Raw genomic sequence first — 18,142 nt, forward strand, 5'->3', positions numbered from 1 at the left:
GCCAGGTCACTATAACGTGATCCGAGTTTGTAAGGAGAGGTACAATGAGAGATTTTATCGCATTTGACATAGGTGGTACGTTAATCAAATACAGTGTTCTCAAAGAGAATGGCAGTATTATTTATAAAAATGAAGTCCCTACAGAAGCAGATTTAGGGGGATCAGCAGTGATCGATAAAGTGAAAAAGATTGGAGATGAACTGCTTCAATCTTATCCTATTACTGGAATCTGCATTAGCACGGCTGGCCAGGTGGATTCTAAAAAAGGGGAAATACTATATGCCTCTTCCCTCATTCCAACGTATACCGGTATGCAAATCAAAAAAGAATTGGAAACCTATTTTCAATTACAGGTAGAAGTGGAGAATGATGTGAACTGTGTGGGATTAGCAGAATCTTGGATTGGAAAAGGAAAAGATGTTAAAAGCTTGTTCTGCCTCACAATTGGAACAGGGATTGGCGGGAGTTATATTATCGACAATAAGCTGCACAGTGGCCATAGCTTTAGTGGTGGGGAGATTGGTTATATTCCAATTGAAGGAAGTCAATTTGAAGAACTTGCTTCAACAAGAACCCTCGTAAAAAATGTGGCAAAGCAAAAAGGCTTTCCTGAGGATAAGCTTAATGGAAAGGATATATTTGAATTAGCATTGAATGGAGATGAGGTTTGCATAAGAGAAATTAATCAGCTTGTGTATTACTTATCAAAGGGAATTGCAACGATTGCCTATATGATGAATCCAGAAATGATTGTGATTGGTGGTGGAATCACCAATCAAAAGGAATATCTTTATCCGCTTATTATGAAGCAATTAGAGAAGGATCTTATCCCTGCACTACTAGATAAAACGAAAATTGAAATTGCAGGGAATTTAAATGATGCAGGAATGGTTGGTGCATTACGGCATTTCCTACTTCAAGAATCTTTGCAACCTTTCAATCGGATTACGACGATGATTGAATCAAATAAACATAAATTAACCAAAGGCGAAGCGACTATCGCAAAATATGTAACGATGAATTTAAGCGACGTACCTAATCATACCATTTCTCACATGGCCGACAAAATCAATGTTTCCGAATCGATGATTACGAGATTTTGCAAGAAGCTTGAAATTGGTTCCTACAATCAGCTGCGTATGATGGCAAAAGAAGCAACGATTGGAACAAGGCTTCACGATAAAACAGAGAATTCTAGTCTAGTAGAAATTAAAGAAGACTATATTAACATCCTGAATAAAATCGATACGTTAAACCAATCAGTTGATTTTGCAGAAATTGGGTCGCAACTTAGACTCGCGAAACGCATTATTTTATACGGATCTGAGGAAAAGGAATATGTGATGAATCAACTCAAGTATAAAATGATGGAACTTCACATACCTGTTGACGTTTTTTCGAATCGCTATCAAATGGATCGCTCTGTTCACTTACTGGATCAGCACTGCTTAGTAGTAGGATTAAGTATTTCAGGATTTAACTCAAATGTACTAAAAATGCTTGAAGCTGCTAGGAAGTGCAATGCAACCACGATTGGAATAACTAGTCAGCAGGATTCACCGATAACAGAAAGAACGGATATTACGTTTTTTATCCCTTCTGGCAATGATGTGGGAAAAGTTAGTCATTCGATTCGTGAAGTATCCTTATTCTATTTACTTGATACTTTTTTAAAAGAAATACAACCATTGAAAAAGACGCAAGTGATGTAAGGAAGAGGTGTGTAAATGAGAATCATCTATACTCCAATTGACGAACGACCTTGTAATACGCATGTTGTAGAACGAATCGCAGCCACAGCGAAGGATATTGATTTATTGTTACCCCCGAAGACACTGTTTGGATTTAAAAAACAACCTGCCGATACAGATGGGATGTGGCAATGGATACAGCGTGTAGCTCCCGAGATAGATGCGATTATTCTTAGTATCGATATGCTTGTCTATGGTGGTTTACTCCCGTCTCGTATTCATTATTTGTCGGAGGGAGCCGTTGAGAAATGGGTAGAAAGGTTACGAAATTTCCATCAACAGTATCCAGCATTACCTATCTATGCGTCTAATATGATTATGCGCACTCCTAAGTATAGCTCTAGTGATGAAGAACCGACCTATTATGAGGAGTGGGGAAGAGAAATTTTCCTACATGCTTATTTGGAAGACAAACAAAATGTTAGTGGATTAACGGATGACGAAACGGCTGAACTTATAGCAATACAGCAAAAACTCCCAAAGCAATATGTGGAGGATTATGAAAATCGCCGAAGCTTTAACCTACAAATTAACCAATCTATGTTGGACTTAGTTAAAGATGGCGTTATTAGCTTTCTAGCTATTCCACAGGATGATAGTGCGGAATATGGTTACACGGCAAGGGATCAAGCTATTGTCGTAGCAAAACGTGAACAGCTTAGGCTTTATCATAACGTTCATATTTATCCCGGTGCAGATGAGGTCGGTGCAACTCTACTCACACGAATTTATAATACCTATCATCAGAAACGGCCAAGGATTTATCCAATTTGGAGTAGCATATTAGGTCCTCAGATTATTCCAATGTATGAGGATCGCCCTTTTGCTGAGAGTCTTAAGGCACATGTTTTAGCCAGTGGTTGTCAGCTGGTTGATCAAGCTGAAGAAGCCGATATAATTCTCGCTTATAATACACCAGGTCGCGTGATGCAAGAAGCTTGGGACCAAGGTAAGAAGGATATAACGTATTCTAGCTTTCGAAATTTATTACATTTCGTGGATCAGATTGCTTCTTATGTAAAGGAAGGCAAAAAAGTGGTTGTAGCAGATTCTGCATATGCAAATGGTGGTGATTCTCAGCTTATTACACTGTTAGATGAATCTGGAATTTTAGATAAATTACTTTCTTATAAAGGATGGAATACAAATTGTAATACGCTTGGTACAACGATTGCCCAAGGAGTCATTGGGATGGGGGGCGACCAAACTGTAATCCAACAAAACTTAATTTATCATTTGTTAGATGATTATTTTTATCAAGCCGAAATTCGTATGGAAATGCTAGCGGATTTTCTTGCCGCACATCATTTATCGTATTTTGATTTAAAAGATAAAGCAAACCTTGTAAATGAGGAACGAAATAAGCGTTTGTGGAGACGTTATAACGATTTATTGATGAATAGCTTTAAGGGATTGAAAATTGAAATGCTAAAAACGTATGCACCGTGGAACCGGATGTTTGAATGTGGTATAGAACTGGAAACGAAAACTACTTAATTTCCGAGTCAATCGTTTAGTTATAGAAAGGAGTTGACATGATGAAAAAGGAAGCGGCAGAAGTCATTGTTGTCGGAGGAAGTCTTGGTGGATGCATCGCTGCATTGTCGGTAGCAAAAATGGGGTTATCCGTTATTTTAACGGAGGAAACCGATTGGGTCGGCGGACAATTGACAAGTCAAGCGGTTCCTCCTGATGAGCATCCTTGGATTGAGGAGTTCGGTTGTACCGCTACTTATCGTGCTTTTAGAAATCGTGTACGAGCTTATTATAAACAGAACTATGCCTTAACCGAAAAGGCGATGAAGGAAGAACGATTGAATCCCGGTAATGCATGGGTTAGTCGCCTTTCACATGAACCAAAAGTTGCCTTACAGGTACTTCAGGATATGCTAGCTCCTTATGTAAACAGTGGGAAAATACGTATCCTGTTAAATCATAAACCTATCGATGCTCAAACAAGTAGAGACAAAATTGAATCTATAGTTATTCGAAATCATGTAAAGGGAGAGTTAATAGAACTTACTGGAAGCTACTTTTTAGATGCTACGGAGTGCGGCGACGTCCTCCCGCTTGCAGAGGTAGAATATGTGATTGGTGCTGAGTCCCAGAAGGAAACGGGAGAGCCACATGCACCTTTACAAGCAGATTCGAAAGATGTACAGGCTATTACACATGTGTTTGCAGTCGACTATATTAAAAACAGAAATTTTATCATTGAAAAACCTGAACAATATGACTTTTGGAAGCAGTATATCCCAAGTTATTCGAAATGGCCATTGCTTAGTTGGTATGCCGTTAATTCTTTGGATACAAGTACGATGAAGAAGTTCACGTTGTTTCCTAACGAACAGGATATTCCAGCTCTTTTTACGTATCGAAGGGTGCTAGACGTTACGCACCTAATAGATTCAATATATGACGGTGATGTGTCACTGATAAATTGGCCGCAAAATGATTATTTTTTAGGTTCAATTATTGATGTTACGGAAGAAGAGCGAGAAACGCATCTAAAAGGCGCAAAGCAGCTAAGCCTGTCTCTATTATATTGGTTGCAAACCGAGGCACCAAGATTGGATGGCGGGAAGGGTTATCCAGGTTTACGATTACGTAAGGATGTTGTAGGGACAGAAGATGGACTTGCTAAATATCCTTATATTCGTGAGTCGCGTAGAATAAAGGCGCAATATACGATAACAGAGAATGACGTAAGTAAAGAGTTAAGAGAAGGCATTCGCACCTATCCGGATAGTGTTGGCGTAGGAAGCTATCACCTTGATTTACACCATACGACTGTCTCAAATCGCACGTTTTATATTCCTAGCCACCCATACGAAATCCCGATTGGTGCATTGATTCCGTTGCGCGTAACAAATCTATTACCGGCATGTAAAAATATTGGAACCACCCAAATCACCAATGGATGTTACAGGCTCCACCCTACTGAATGGAATATTGGAGAAGCAGTCGGATATTTAGCCGCATACGCCATTGCAAATGAGGTTGAACCAAAGGAAGTTAGACAAAACTCGAAGCATTTACAAGCTTATCAGCAGTTGTTAGTAGAAAAAGGTATCGATCTACATTGGCCAGATGAGATGGAATTCTAAAAAAGAAAGGATATTAATACGTTGTTGAATCGAACGAAGAAAACCTTTCATAGCAGTATTTTGAAACAGGACTATGAATACTACGTTTTAACAGCAGACGAGGTAACAGAGGAAGCTTATCTACTATATGTTCAGGACGGGAAAGATTATTTAGAACTTGGAGAAATAGGGAATGCATTCCAAATTTTAATGGAAAAACAACCAGAGATAGCTAGGAAGTTAGTTTTTGTACTTGTGCACCCAGGGAATTCAATGGACAGATGGAACGCCTACCATCATGAGGGGAAAGATTTTAACGCGTACATCACCTTTATGACAGAAGAATTTTTGCCAGAAGTGGAATTAGTGATCGGTAGGAAAATAGTCCGTCGCGGTCTTCTAGGGGATTCATTAGCGGCAAATATATCGTTACATATTGCAAGAATGAATCCAGAGACATGGACACACCTCTTGTTACAATCGGCAGCTGTTTCCCCAAAGGATATTGTAATGGTAGAACAATTGAAACAAGTGCAATGGCGCGTTTATCAAACCGTTGGAAAATACGAAGACGAATATGTTTCGTTAATTACAAATGAAAACTTATATATTTTAACTCGAAACCGGGAATTACACGAAATGTTAGTAAAAAAAGGTGCACGAATTGTATATTCCGAGCAGGAAGAGAAACATGAATGGAGTTTTTGGAAGTTGGATTTAGTAGACGCGTTAGAGTTTTTCCTTTTTACTTCTTAGTTAGTTTATTGAAGTTTGGTCTGGTATGATTTCACGCTTAGCTCGAACTTCAAACTATTTACATCTTTAAGGAGGTGATGTATTCGCTTGTTTTGTACGTTTGATTAGAGATAAATAAATAAATAGAAAAATTCCATCAAAGTAATAGGTTGCTAATAAATTTTTGGAGGCAAAGAAAATGAGAAGATGGTTTAGTATGTTACTGACTATTGTTTTGTTTTTGACGTTAGCAACCCCAATTCAAGCAGCACCTGGGAAAGGCCTTGAGAAGGTCCTTTCTAATCTTGTGAAAAATGAAAATATTAAAGGGCGTGTGCTTTGGTATGATTTATCCGCAAACATTCACAACCTAGATACACCTGAAAAGGTAGCAAATATTGTGGAAAAAACAGCGAATGCGAATATCGACACCATTGTTTTAGATGTGAAGAATTATACTGGTTTTGTTGGCTATGATAGTGACATTGCGCCACATATGAGTACAGCTGAGATTCCCGATTATGGCGATTTTCCAGCTGGTTATGATTTACTGGAAACAGTTCTTGATGAAGCAGATAAGTACGGTTTGGAAGTTTTAGCGAATATCAATGTTTTCTCAGAAGGAAACAACACGTATAAAGATGGTCCAGCTTTCGATAATCCAGAATGGCAATCCCATTTCTATACGGCCGTACAAATCGTAGAAGCAAAAAATGGAGTGACATTGCCATTGGATGGGGTGAATACAGAAAGAGGAGAGAACCAAATCATTTTATTTACACCTGATGAATATGATGTTTCTCCTTCCAATCGCTGGGGAGTTGAAGTTCAAGTTGTTGATGGCGTAATCACTCAAATCGAAGATAGAGTTGCGACGAATGGAGAGGCTTTAGAAATCCCGGAAAATGGTGTCGTGTTATCTGCACATGGAGAAGCAAGAAATTGGGTATTGGAAAATCTGCAGGTTGGTGATACTGTTGCATATGAAGAGTCTGAAACGAGGATTATTCCAGCTTCAGAATATCCATCTTTTTCCGTTTTTGTGAATCCAGTCCGTGAAGATGTCCGTAACTATGAATTGAGTATTATAGAAGAGCTAATCACAAACTATGATTTAGACGGTATTGTGCTTGATAGAGCAAGATATTCAAATGAACATGCTGACTTTAGTGATTTAAGTCGTGATAAATTTGAAGAATATATTGGTGCGGAAGTGTCTAATTGGCCAGAAGATATCTATGAAATCCAGTTAGATGGAACAGAGCAGACAATCGTTGAAGGACCGTTGTATAAAGAATGGATCGAATTCCGTGCACATAATATCCAATCTTTCTTCAAAGATGCAGAAGATCTCATTCTTTCCTATGACGATGATTTATTGTTTACCACCTATGTTGGTTCTTGGTATCCACTCTACTATAATGAAGGTGTAAACTGGGCGAGTAAAGATTACAAGCCAGAGTATGATTGGGCTAGCGAGGACTACCATAAAACGGGTTATGCTGAATATCTCGACTTTCTCATGACCGGTAATTACTATTATGATGTAAGTATTGAAGAATCGGATGCTTCCGGCTTACCGTATTGGTATAGTGTCGAAGGGTCTGCACAGCTAGTAATGGAAGTAGTAGATTATGCTGCACCAGTATATGGTTCCCTCTATCTTCAACAATATGAAGGAGATCCGGAACAATTCCGAAAAGCAATCCGAACTTTAGAAGATAACACGCATGGCATAATGTTATTCGACTTAGTATATCTAGAAATGTATGGTTGGTGGGATATTATAGAAGAAGAGTTTGCTAATGATACGAAAGCACCGCATCAGATTCCTGGGTTATTGAAAATGATTCGTGCGGATAAGTAATGAAGGAAATAGTTAGATTAATGTAGCACCTGGAGAAAAGAGAAAACCTCAATTGGTGGAATGTTTCGTTTTGAATTCCGCTGATTGAGGTTTAAAATATTTATGTATTACTATTCTCTACCTTTTAACATAGGTTTTTTTGATAAATATCTTCTGTAGGTCTTAAGTTTATTTGTTTTTAATAAGAGATGGAAGTAAAAGTACAAATAGCTATTCCCAACAACTCAAATCAGACTCATTGGGAATAGCTCCTATAAAAGACACTTAATCCATACTACCGAACAGTTCGTGATGTGGTTGGTGCTATGCTATCAGACAAATCTGCTGCATTTTCCTTCTTTCTTGCAAACAAGAAATAGGACGCAATCGTTATACCTACAATTAATAAAGTAAGTATCGCCTGTAATCGCAAGGATTCCATGAAGAACATTGCGATATAGATTCCTGCGATGCAAATAATTGTCGCATAGGTGAGATAAGGAAACAGCCACATTTTAATTTGTAGTGCATCCGGATTTTCAAGTTCGAGTTTTTTCCGCATTCGTAAATGTGAGAAGGCAATCACTAGATAAACGAAAAGGGCAACAGCACCTGAAGAGTTTACAAGAAATAAAAAGAGTTTGTCAGGTGAAATGTAACTAAAGATAACTGCAATATATGAAAAAAGTGTACTGAATAGAATCGCTCTTGCAGGTACGCCATTTTTGCTCAATTTTAAGAATGCTTTCGGCGCTTCACCTTTCTTTGCCATTCCATATAACATACGAGAGTTGGCATATAATGCTGAGTTTAAGCAAGAGAGTACGGCAGTTAATACAACAAAGTTCATGATTTGGGCAGCAGCTGGTATACCTACATAATCGAGAACTGCGACAAATGGACTGACTAGTATATTAGCCGAGTTCCATGGTAATAACGTAACTACGAGTGCAATAGAACCAATATAGAAAATGAGGATTCTCCAAATGACACTATTTGTGGCGATACGTACAGATTTCGCTGGGTGCTCCGATTCTCCTGCTGCAATCGCAACAATTTCAGTTCCCATGAAAGAAAAAATTACGACGACTATTCCCATTAAAACCGCGCTAAAACCAGTTGGTAAAAATCCGCCATTACTGAATAGATTTGACGTTCCCGGGGCGCTGACTCCAGGATACCAGCCAAATATAACAGAGAGCCCAAGTACAAGGAATAATCCAATACTTACAACTTTAATAAGTGCAAACCAGTACTCAAATTCTCCAAATGACTTAACGGAAAATAGATTTGTAATAGTAAGTAGAACGGTTAATATTAGTGCCATTAACCAAAGTGGAAAGTCAGGAATCCAGTAGTTCATAATAGCTGCGCCAGCAATTGCTTCAATTGCAATAACAACAACCCAAAAGAACCAATATAACCATCCAATTGTAAAACCAGCCCATGGCCCAATGGCTTCGCTTGCATAAGTAGAAAATGAGCCACTTGTTGGGTAGGCCGCTGCCATTTCACCAAGCATCCTCATAACGAGTACAACAATTAATCCTGCAAGTGCATATGAAATGATTGCTCCAGGACCAGAGGAATTAATAACAGCACCACTACCTATAAATAATCCTGCCCCAATTACCCCAGCAATAGAGATCATACTAATGTGTCGGATTTTTAAATCTGATTTTAGCTCGCCTTGCTGATTACTCATTTAATTTCCTCCTTGAAATTTACAATAATCCATCTTTTTAACGTTTAAGCGCTTACATTATGTGGATTTAAATTGAAAATATTTACGTTAATTATATATAAATTTTGATAAAATGACGATAGACAAACTGTAAGAGGGTAAGAAATAAAAATATACTAAATGTAAACATGGACCAATAGGGGGGAACTGCCTGTAAATCCTGATTCAAGGACCATCTACGGTACCCTCATTTATGGGGGAAAGGGACATTGCCCCTAATGTTACTCTTACTCTATCCCCTAAGCTCTGACACTTTTAATTGATATTTCTATCACAGATATACTCGCCAAAAGGAAATGGACACTTTACAAAAATCTGTAAATTGCTACTATAGTAATAGATATAATTCAAATGACAGGAATGATCTTACTTGAGCTTAGAGAGAAAGAATCCTTACTATGTACAGTTCTATCAAATGATAAAGCAAATGATTTTTGAGGGGAAAATTAAACCTGGTGAGCGCATTAATGAAACACAATTCGCAAAAGAATACAATGTAAGCAAGAGTCCGATAAGAGAAGCGATAAGAATCCTTGAAAAGGAAGGTCTGTTAGTAGTTGATCGATCTAAAGTGATTGTTTATAAGCCTACATTAAAAGATGTTGAGGATATTTACTATTGCCGAATGGCATTAGAATCCTTTGCAGTCAAACGAACAACCAGCATAGCGAGTGATCAAGAACTTCAGCAAATAGAAGCAATCCTTGATGAAACGGAAGCTGCTATTAACGCCAATGAGGATGCGAATACAATTATCGCTCTGAATGAACAATTTCATCACTACATTCTTAATTACTCTCAAAATCCTCGCTTACTAAAACAAGTTAATGATTTAAAAGGACTGATTAATTACTATCGGATTTTGAATTTTAAAGGTGATCAACGAGCGGAAGAGATATTAAAACAGCATCGACAAGTATTTCGTTATATAAAAGATAGAAATGAATCGAAAGCTGCTGAAGAAATGATTCAGCATTTGGAAATGGATGTGGAGCATCTTTTGGAAATTTTCTCAGGTTCCACAGAAATTGCAAATCTATTAGATCAAAAATAATGGAAAGAGCTAAAACTGTATTCTTTAGGGATGCAGTTTTTTCATTCCAAGAAATTTTAAAATACTATTGCAAAGAGACAGAATTTATTATATAGTTTGTTTTAATACAAACAGTCGACCGACGACTTTTGATTAAATTTCGTTTAGGAGGCATATCAAATGAAGAAATTTCAGATCGCAGCCATTCCTGGAGATGGGATTGGTAAAGAAGTTGTTCCTGCTGCTATCGATATTTTGGAAGCGGTATCAGATTTGCATGGAGGATTATCCTTTGAATTCACGGACTTTCCGTATAGCTGTGAATACTATTTGGAACATGGTGTCATGATGCCTGACGATGGGGTGGAGCGATTAAAAGATTTTGATTCCATCTTCTTGGGGGCCGTTGGTAATATTAAACTCGTGCCAGACCATGTTTCACTATGGGGACTTTTAATTAAGCTTCGCCGTGAGTTTGAACAAGTAATTAATATTCGGCCTGCCAAAATTATTCGTGGTATAAAGTCTCCATTAGTTAACCCAAAGGACTTTGATTTAATTGTTGTTCGAGAAAATAGTGAAGGTGAGTATAGTGAGGTTGGTGGAAGGATTTTTCGCGGAGAAGACGAAATTTCGATCCAGAATAATATTTTTTCCCGAAAAGGGACGGAACGTGCGATGCGCTATGCATTTGACTTGGCATCTAAACGGAAGAAACATGTAACAAGTGCAACAAAGTCAAACGGAATTGTCCACACGATGCCATTTTGGGATGAAGTTTTTGAGGACGTTGCTAAAGAATATCCAGACATCCAAACAGATTCCCAGCATATCGATGCCCTTGCAGCTTTCTTTGTTACGCGTCCAGAAAAGTTTGATGTTATTGTAGGTAGTAACTTATTTGGTGATATTCTAACTGATATTGGTGCTGCCATCATGGGAAGTGTTGGAATTGCTCCGGCTGCCAATATTAATGTAAATGGAAAATACCCATCCATGTTTGAACCTGTTCATGGATCAGCTCCAGATATTATTGGAAAGGGAATCGCTAACCCGATTGGCCAGATCTGGACAGCTAAAATGATGCTTGACCATATGGGAGAAGAAGAGATTGGAACGGTTCTTTTAGATGTGGTGGAAAGTGTTACAAATGATGGAATTATTACTCCAGACATTGGAGGAAAATATACAACGCAGGAAGTTACAGCGGAGATAATTAATCGTTTGAAGGCTAAGGCTTAATACTATAGAAACTATACTTAACATTATAATTTTATAATGGACCTGAATAAAAGGGGCTTAGAATATATATTCTAGTCCTTTTTATTTTGCCTTAAATGGGTCAGCTACAAAAATAAATATTATAAACGGTTTGATACTAACTTAACCTCTGCAAATTAAGCTAGATTTTGACCACATAAATGACGAAATCCTAGTAAGTATATTTACCTAATGTAAATTTCGGGTGAACAGAACATAAGAACTATAAAAAATGCTATAATTCTACATATTAAATGATTTTTGTACCACACAATTGTCTCACTATTATTGTATGGTACTTCTAGGACTAATAGGCAATAGATTAGGGAGTATAGCAGGGGGAGAAAAGTTTTTACTATTATATAAAACAAAAGGGTGAGGGAATGGACAACAATTTAATGGAAGGTCAATCGAATCATGGTGAAGCAATAAATTCCGATTTATTTTTTCGTTCTTTGTTTACGTATAATCCTGATATCGTTTTTTTTGCAGATAAAGAAGGGGTTATTGCATCAGTGAATGAGGGATTTACGGCTACACTTGGTTATTCAAAAGATGAAATTGCATTATATCCATTGGAAGAACTGCTCTTAGAAAGTGAAGTAGCTAAGTTTAGGATAATATTTAATAGTGCTCTATCAGGAAAAATTGAACATGATAATACTGTTATCGTCCAGAAAAATGGTGCACCACTAGAAGTGGAAATACATATTATCCCAGCAATAGCTGAAGGAAGGACGATTGGTATATTCGGGGTATTTAAAGATCGTACAGAATTGAATAACGCAAAGTACGAACTGACTGAATCTGAATTAAAGTTTAGAAGTCTCGTTGAAGAATCTAGCTTTGGCGTTTTTATTATACAAAATGGAAAATTAGTTTACGGAAACCCGAGATTATCTGAAATTGTTGGATTACGGGTATCAAATACTAGCCGGGATTTTAATATTTACCATTATATCGATCCAGAAGATCAGGCTATATTTCAATCCATAATTGATAATTTAATGGATGGGGAGGAAAGCATTGAGCAATCCATCAAAATGATTCAAGAAGACGGGAATCGGATAGATGTAGAATTCCGTGTGAAGAAAGTTTTATACCACAATTATTCAACGATTATCGGTACAATTATTGATATCACGGAACGTAAAAAAGCGGAGGAGTTGAATAACTTTTTGGTCTATCATGATGCATTGACGGAGCTCCCAAACCGTAGATTTCTGAATGAGAAAATCGAACAGGAAATAATTATCAGTCAAACGCTGCAAAAGCGATTTGCGCTCATGATTTTAAATTTAGACCGTTTTAAGTATGTGAATGATACGTTAGGTCATTCGATTGGTGATGAGCTGCTTAAAAAATTCTCGCACAGATTAAAAAATCAGCTTGGGGAAGAGGCAGTTCTTACGAGGGTAGACGGAGACGAATTTGTTATTTTATTACCAGATATCACTAATACAGATCAGGTCATAGATTATGCAAAAACGTTGATTCAATCAATCGAACAGCCATTTCACATCGACAATTACGAACTCTTCGTTTCTACTAGTATTGGAATTAGCTTTTTCCCAATTGATGGAGAGGATTACGAGACAATTGTAAAACATGCCAATTCCGCCTTGTACAGGGCTAAAAGCAAAGGAAATAACAACTATCAAATTTATACCTCCTCATTGGATGCAGAAACGTATAAAAGCTTTACACTTGAGACAGATCTTAGAAAGGCATTGAAGCTGAATCAGCTGGAATTGTACTACCAGCCTAAAATATGTACAAACACGAATCAGATTATCGGTGCAGAAGCTTTAATTCGCTGGAATCATCCAGAATGGGGAATGGTAAATCCCAATGAATTTATCCCTTTTGCAGAAGAAACGGGACTTATTGTTGAGATAGGCAAATGGATTAAAGAAACAGTGTGTACCCAAAATAAGGCATGGCAAGATAATGGGCTGCCAGCTATTCCTATCTCTATCAATCTTTCCGCACATCGTTTTATGGAGAAAGAGATTCTTGCTGATATCTCAAATATTTTACAAAAGACGCAACTTGACCCGAAGTACCTAGAGATTGAAATACTTGAATCTTCTCTTCTGGATAATGAAACGATGATACTAGCTATTTTGGATGAATTTAAGAAGATGGGCATTCGGGTTTCATTAGATGATTTTGGTACAGGCTACTCATCACTTTCTTACTTGCAGAAATTTAAAGGGCGAATCGATACATTAAAAATTGATCGTACATTTATTAATGGGTTAAGTCGCAAGGATTCTGACTCAACCAATTTTATTACGAAAATGATTATTGATTTAGCGCAACATCTTCATATGGATGTTGTTGCTGAAGGGGTGGAAACCAACGAGCAGCTGGAGGTGTTAAAGGAACTGAACTGTAACGCGATTCAGGGCTATATATTTTCAAAGCCAGTTCCGGCAGAGGAGTTTGCTGCACTCTTACAAAATAGTAAAATCAAAGTAGAAACAGCACCCAAAGAAGAAGTGAAGGTAACTGAAAACAGAAGAAAATATTTCAGAATCGATCTTGATGTTCCATTAAAAGCATCGATGACACTTACGCGTATTCTAGGAAGAAATGTTGAACTTGGAAAAGCAGAAGTACTTATTGAAGACATAGGATTAGGCGGTCTTCGCTTTTTATCCGATATAAGGTTAACTGTCCATCAAGACATCGTTTTAGAATTTGAAGTGGAGATCTTAGGGAACACAGTTAAATTGCAAGGTGCAGTTGCCTGGATGAATGAAATAAGCTATGGGATTTACCAGTATGGAATTGAATTTTTATTCCATGATAATGCTCAGGCTGATTTAACGCAAATAATTAATAGACTTGCTATTGCATTAAGAAAAAATCCTTCTCCTCCTGATTCTAGTTTTGTGAAAGTAAATAAGTTTCATTTTTTTAATGTTAAGAAGTGAGAATAGAAGAATCTAAAGCAGCTGTTGCATAGGTAGATTGGAATGAAGTGAATGTAGACTTTGGAAATTTCCTATCCTTTCCTTTAGCGGCCTTAAGGATAAGTTACATAACTACCAACTATAATTGAAAAAGTTTCCGCTCATTATTTTGATGAACGAAAACTTTTTCGGTAACTTGGTAAGTTTAGCTTTCCTGCAAAAAAAAGATAATAGACATATAGTAACCGCCCGCTTGGAATAAATTGACATCGAATTGGGTTAAACTACCAACAAAACTACTAGATATATTTTAAAAATTTCAAAAAAATAGTAAACCTGTCCGATTGTTTTAATTCTTTTCCATTGATACTCTATAATTGAAGTTACAATAATTTTACGAGGAGGAGTAAAATGACAGACAGGAAAAGAGTATGGTTTGAAAATGCCGAACGTAAACTTGACCCTGGCTTAGTGGAACAATTACGACATTCTCGAAAAGTAACCAATCAGGAATCCAACAACAAGGAAATCCCCATTATCGTTTATTTGAAAAGGAATTGTGACCAAGGAAAAAAAGACGACCTCTTAAAAGTATGCAATGCTGACTCCAACAACAAGCTAGGTAGAGAACTCCGAAGTATAAATGCGATGCAAGGACATCTAACACCAGATCGAATAAAGGAAATTAAAGACCATGAAGCAGTAGATCGGATTTTTTATGATCGGATTGTAACTTCCTTTATGGATATTGCCAGTGAGCAAACAGGAGCTGTGAAAGTAAAAGAAGAGCTTGGTTTGACTGGTAAAGGCGTTACGATTGCGGTAATAGATACAGGTATCCATCCACATGAAGATTTAACGAATCCTGAAAATCGAATTATAGCTTTTCAAGACTTCATAAACGGAGAAAGTGAAGCCTATGATGATAATGGTCATGGCACCCATTGTGCTGGTGATGCAGCTGGAAATGGAAGCCTCTCTAATGGAAAGTATGTGGGGACAGCCCCGGAAGCTTCTCTTATTGGATTAAAGGTTTTAGATGAGCAAGGGAGCGGGAGATTATCCACCATTATTGAAGGCTTGGAATGGTGCATCGATCATAAAGAAGAGCACAATATTCGTATAATCTCACTTTCGCTTGGAGCTCCTGCCTATGAATCTTTTAGGGATGATCCATTATCATTAGCTGCTCAAACTGCGTGGCATGAAGGCATTGTTGTATGTGCTGCTGCTGGAAATAGTGGACCTGCTGCAGCAACTATCAGCACTCCTGCAATCGACCCATTTATTATTACAGTTGGGTCAACGGATGATCAGAACACATTAGAGCGCACAGATGATGTTATAGCAGATTATTCTAGTAGAGGGCCCACAATTGATACGTTTGTTAAACCGGACATTTATGCGCCGGGTACAAATATTATTTCCTTGCTAGCTCCGGGTTCTGCTCTTGAATCTGAACTACCAGAGATGGTTGTCGATGAAAGTTATATTCAACTTTCTGGTACATCTATGGCAACCCCAATTTGTGCGGGTATCATTGCTCTAATGCTGGAAGCCAATCCGAATCTAAGTCCCAATGATATAAAAAGCATTTTAAAATCGACATCTCACCCAACACTTGATGATGTATGGGGATATATTGAAGCGGAGAGTGCTGCACGTATGGCACAGAATTATTTAGCTCCGGCTGAGGCTGTTCAGGAAAGTTAATTAAGAAAAGGGAGGACAAATCGTTTTCCCTTTTTTCTATGTCTATCACTTGCCATAAAGGAATTTATGCAAGGTCTTTAGAAGCACTACGAATCTCTCTTATTTCCACACATTTCTTTATCTTGCAATTTACAGTCATTTAATAGATTTCCCCTATAATTAAAGATAAATACGATAAAGGGAGAGGTTCAAATCATGATAAGAAAACTAACGGTTTTAGCATTATCGGCAATTTTCATTATGTCTATGTTTACAGTTCCTGCATTGGCATCGAATGGTCAAAGCGAAATGGTTAATGTTGCACATCGTGGTGCTTCAGGACATGCTCCAGAAAACACAATGGCTGCATTTGAAAAGGCATTTGAAATGAAAGCAGATTATATCGAAATTGATGTACAAATGACACGGGATGGAAGACTAGTAGCTATCCATGATACAACCGTAAATCGTACAACAAATGGTAATGGATTTGTTGGAGATTATACACTTGATGAAATTCAACAATTGGATGCTGGAAGCTGGTTTGGAGAGGAGTTTGCAGGAGAACAAATTCCTACTTTTGAGGAAATAATCGATGAATATCGCGGAAAGATAGGAATTTTAATAGAATTAAAATCCCCTGAACTGTATCCAGGTATGGAAGAAAAAGTTACTGAAGCTCTGACCCAGCGTAATATGCATAAACCTAATAACGGTAAAATTATTATCCAGTCATTTAATCATGAATCTGTACAACAATCAAAGGAACTTCTACCAAATATCCCACATGGCGTCCTTGCTGGCGTGACATGGGCAGATGTTACGGATGAACAGCTCGCACAATTTGCAACCTATGCTGATTTTTTCAATCCGAATATGAATATCGTGACAGATGATCTGGTTAACCGTGTTCATTTTGCTGGCATGGAAATATACGCTTACACAGTACGTACCCAGGAACAAGCAGATAACCTATTTGAACGTGGAGTTGATGGTATTATTACGGACTTTCCTGAATATGTTTATCGGCACCCGGTGAAGAATTGAGGAATGAAAAGGCGAAATTAAACTACTACATTAATAAGAGATTTCATTGATACCTTAGTGGGACAGATAATGAGAATACATTCCCAGTAGTTAGTCTAAATAAAAGAGTTGATCATTTTCTCGCATCCCCTAATATCAAATTTACAAATTAAGAGTTACTCAATTCGGAGGCATGAGGACATTTACCATTCATAACGAAAATAACGGTTCTGAAGTAATGAGCAGTACACTCGCTAAAAGAGGGTGCTGTTTTTCTTTTTCCATTTAGGTTCTAAATAAAAGTAAGTTAGAATCTATTTTACCAAGCCAATTACTACTAAATGAAACCAATCGTAACTGTCATTGGAAGTATAAACATGGTTACGACACTGATACGTTTCCCGAAAAGGGGAAACCGTAATAGGGGGTAAACTATCAAACGAATCCAGGAGGAAAGGAGCAAACCAAGCAGTAGCAGCTTCGCGTCTCGGTGTAGAGGAGTTTTCCCTTTTTAACATGTATATGAACAATGTCGTGTTTCTGTTAGGAGTTCTTATAAAGAAAATAACAGGATACTTGCCAGTGTAGATGTCCCCTAATGTAAGTAATTAAAAGTTATCTATACTTTATAAATAGAATAGAAAGAAGTATAGATAACTTTTTGGATATAAAAATAGTATTGCATTCTTTTTCTAACCATGCTATATTAAGTATCCGCCACAAGAACTAAAATAAATTCTAAAAAAATGATTGACTTTTAGTTTGATAGTGTGGTAAATTATTTCTTGTCGCTAAAAAAGTTCAAAGCGATCAACAAAAAATAACTAAAAAAAGTTATTGACATCACAATATGAAATGTGATAGATTAATAAAGTCGCTTTTAAAAAACGACAAACAAATTTGCTCTTTGAAAACTGAACAAAACAACCAGTATGTCAAGAAAAAGGAAACTAAGTTTTCTTTTTGAAACAAGTAGAAGTCAGCTTCTACAACAGCTAAGTATTACAAACACTTTTATGGAGAGTTTGATCTTGGCTCAGGACGAACG

11 protein-coding genes are annotated in these 18,142 nt (G+C 37.3%); 10 read left to right on the forward strand and 1 reads right to left on the reverse strand.

Annotation, left to right across the window (positions count from 1 at the left end; all coding sequences use genetic code 11):
- Positions 1-44 precede the first annotated feature (44 nt).
- From F1560_RS08255 to F1560_RS08275, 5 genes are all read left to right on the forward strand, one after another.
- Positions 45-1,712 (forward strand): ROK family protein, encoded by a 1,668-nt coding sequence (locus F1560_RS08255; RefSeq protein WP_149474158.1) that lies wholly within the window; start codon positions 45-47, stop codon positions 1,710-1,712.
- A gap of 15 nt (positions 1,713-1,727) precedes the next feature.
- Positions 1,728-3,248, forward strand: coding sequence for a DUF4127 family protein (locus F1560_RS08260; RefSeq protein ID WP_149474159.1), 1,521 nt, complete (start codon positions 1,728-1,730; stop codon positions 3,246-3,248).
- 38 nt (positions 3,249-3,286) lie between these two features.
- On the forward strand, positions 3,287-4,858 hold the full coding sequence (locus F1560_RS08265; RefSeq protein WP_149474160.1) for an FAD-dependent oxidoreductase: 1,572 nt from the start codon (positions 3,287-3,289) through the stop codon (positions 4,856-4,858).
- Positions 4,859-4,879: 21 nt separating this feature from the next.
- A complete protein-coding gene (locus tag F1560_RS08270; RefSeq protein WP_187773667.1) occupies positions 4,880-5,593 on the forward strand; it encodes an alpha/beta hydrolase in 714 nt (237 codons plus the stop codon).
- A gap of 178 nt (positions 5,594-5,771) precedes the next feature.
- Positions 5,772-7,439: an alpha amylase family protein gene (locus tag F1560_RS08275; protein WP_149474162.1), complete on the forward strand. Its 1,668-nt coding sequence runs from the start codon at positions 5,772-5,774 to the stop codon at positions 7,437-7,439.
- 274 nt (positions 7,440-7,713) lie between these two features.
- Here F1560_RS08275 and F1560_RS08280 read toward each other — a convergent pair whose 3' ends face one another.
- Positions 7,714-9,123 (reverse strand): amino acid permease, encoded by a 1,410-nt coding sequence (locus F1560_RS08280; protein ID WP_149474163.1) that lies wholly within the window; start codon positions 9,121-9,123, stop codon positions 7,714-7,716.
- Positions 9,124-9,532: 409 nt separating this feature from the next.
- On the opposite strand from F1560_RS08280, the gene F1560_RS08285 reads away from it, so the two are divergent.
- From F1560_RS08285 to F1560_RS08305, 5 genes are all read left to right on the forward strand, one after another.
- Positions 9,533-10,216: a GntR family transcriptional regulator gene (locus tag F1560_RS08285; RefSeq protein ID WP_245347555.1), complete on the forward strand. Its 684-nt coding sequence runs from the start codon at positions 9,533-9,535 to the stop codon at positions 10,214-10,216.
- A gap of 159 nt (positions 10,217-10,375) precedes the next feature.
- Positions 10,376-11,437 carry a tartrate dehydrogenase gene (locus tag F1560_RS08290; RefSeq protein WP_149474164.1) on the forward strand — a complete coding sequence of 354 codons (1,062 nt, stop codon included), beginning with the start codon at positions 10,376-10,378 and terminating at the stop codon, positions 11,435-11,437.
- 401 nt (positions 11,438-11,838) lie between these two features.
- Entirely contained in the window at positions 11,839-14,397 is a 2,559-nt protein-coding gene (locus F1560_RS08295; protein WP_149474165.1) for an EAL domain-containing protein, read from the forward strand.
- A gap of 390 nt (positions 14,398-14,787) precedes the next feature.
- Positions 14,788-16,089 carry a S8 family peptidase gene (locus F1560_RS08300; RefSeq protein WP_149474166.1) on the forward strand — a complete coding sequence of 434 codons (1,302 nt, stop codon included), beginning with the start codon at positions 14,788-14,790 and terminating at the stop codon, positions 16,087-16,089.
- A 195-nt stretch (positions 16,090-16,284) separates the two neighbouring features.
- Positions 16,285-17,115: a glycerophosphodiester phosphodiesterase gene (locus F1560_RS08305; protein WP_149474167.1), complete on the forward strand. Its 831-nt coding sequence runs from the start codon at positions 16,285-16,287 to the stop codon at positions 17,113-17,115.
- Positions 17,116-18,142: the final 1,027 nt, after the last annotated feature.

This window comes from Oceanobacillus polygoni (genome assembly GCF_008304605.1).
Taxonomy (GTDB): Bacteria; Bacillota; Bacilli; order Bacillales; family Amphibacillaceae; genus Oceanobacillus; species Oceanobacillus polygoni.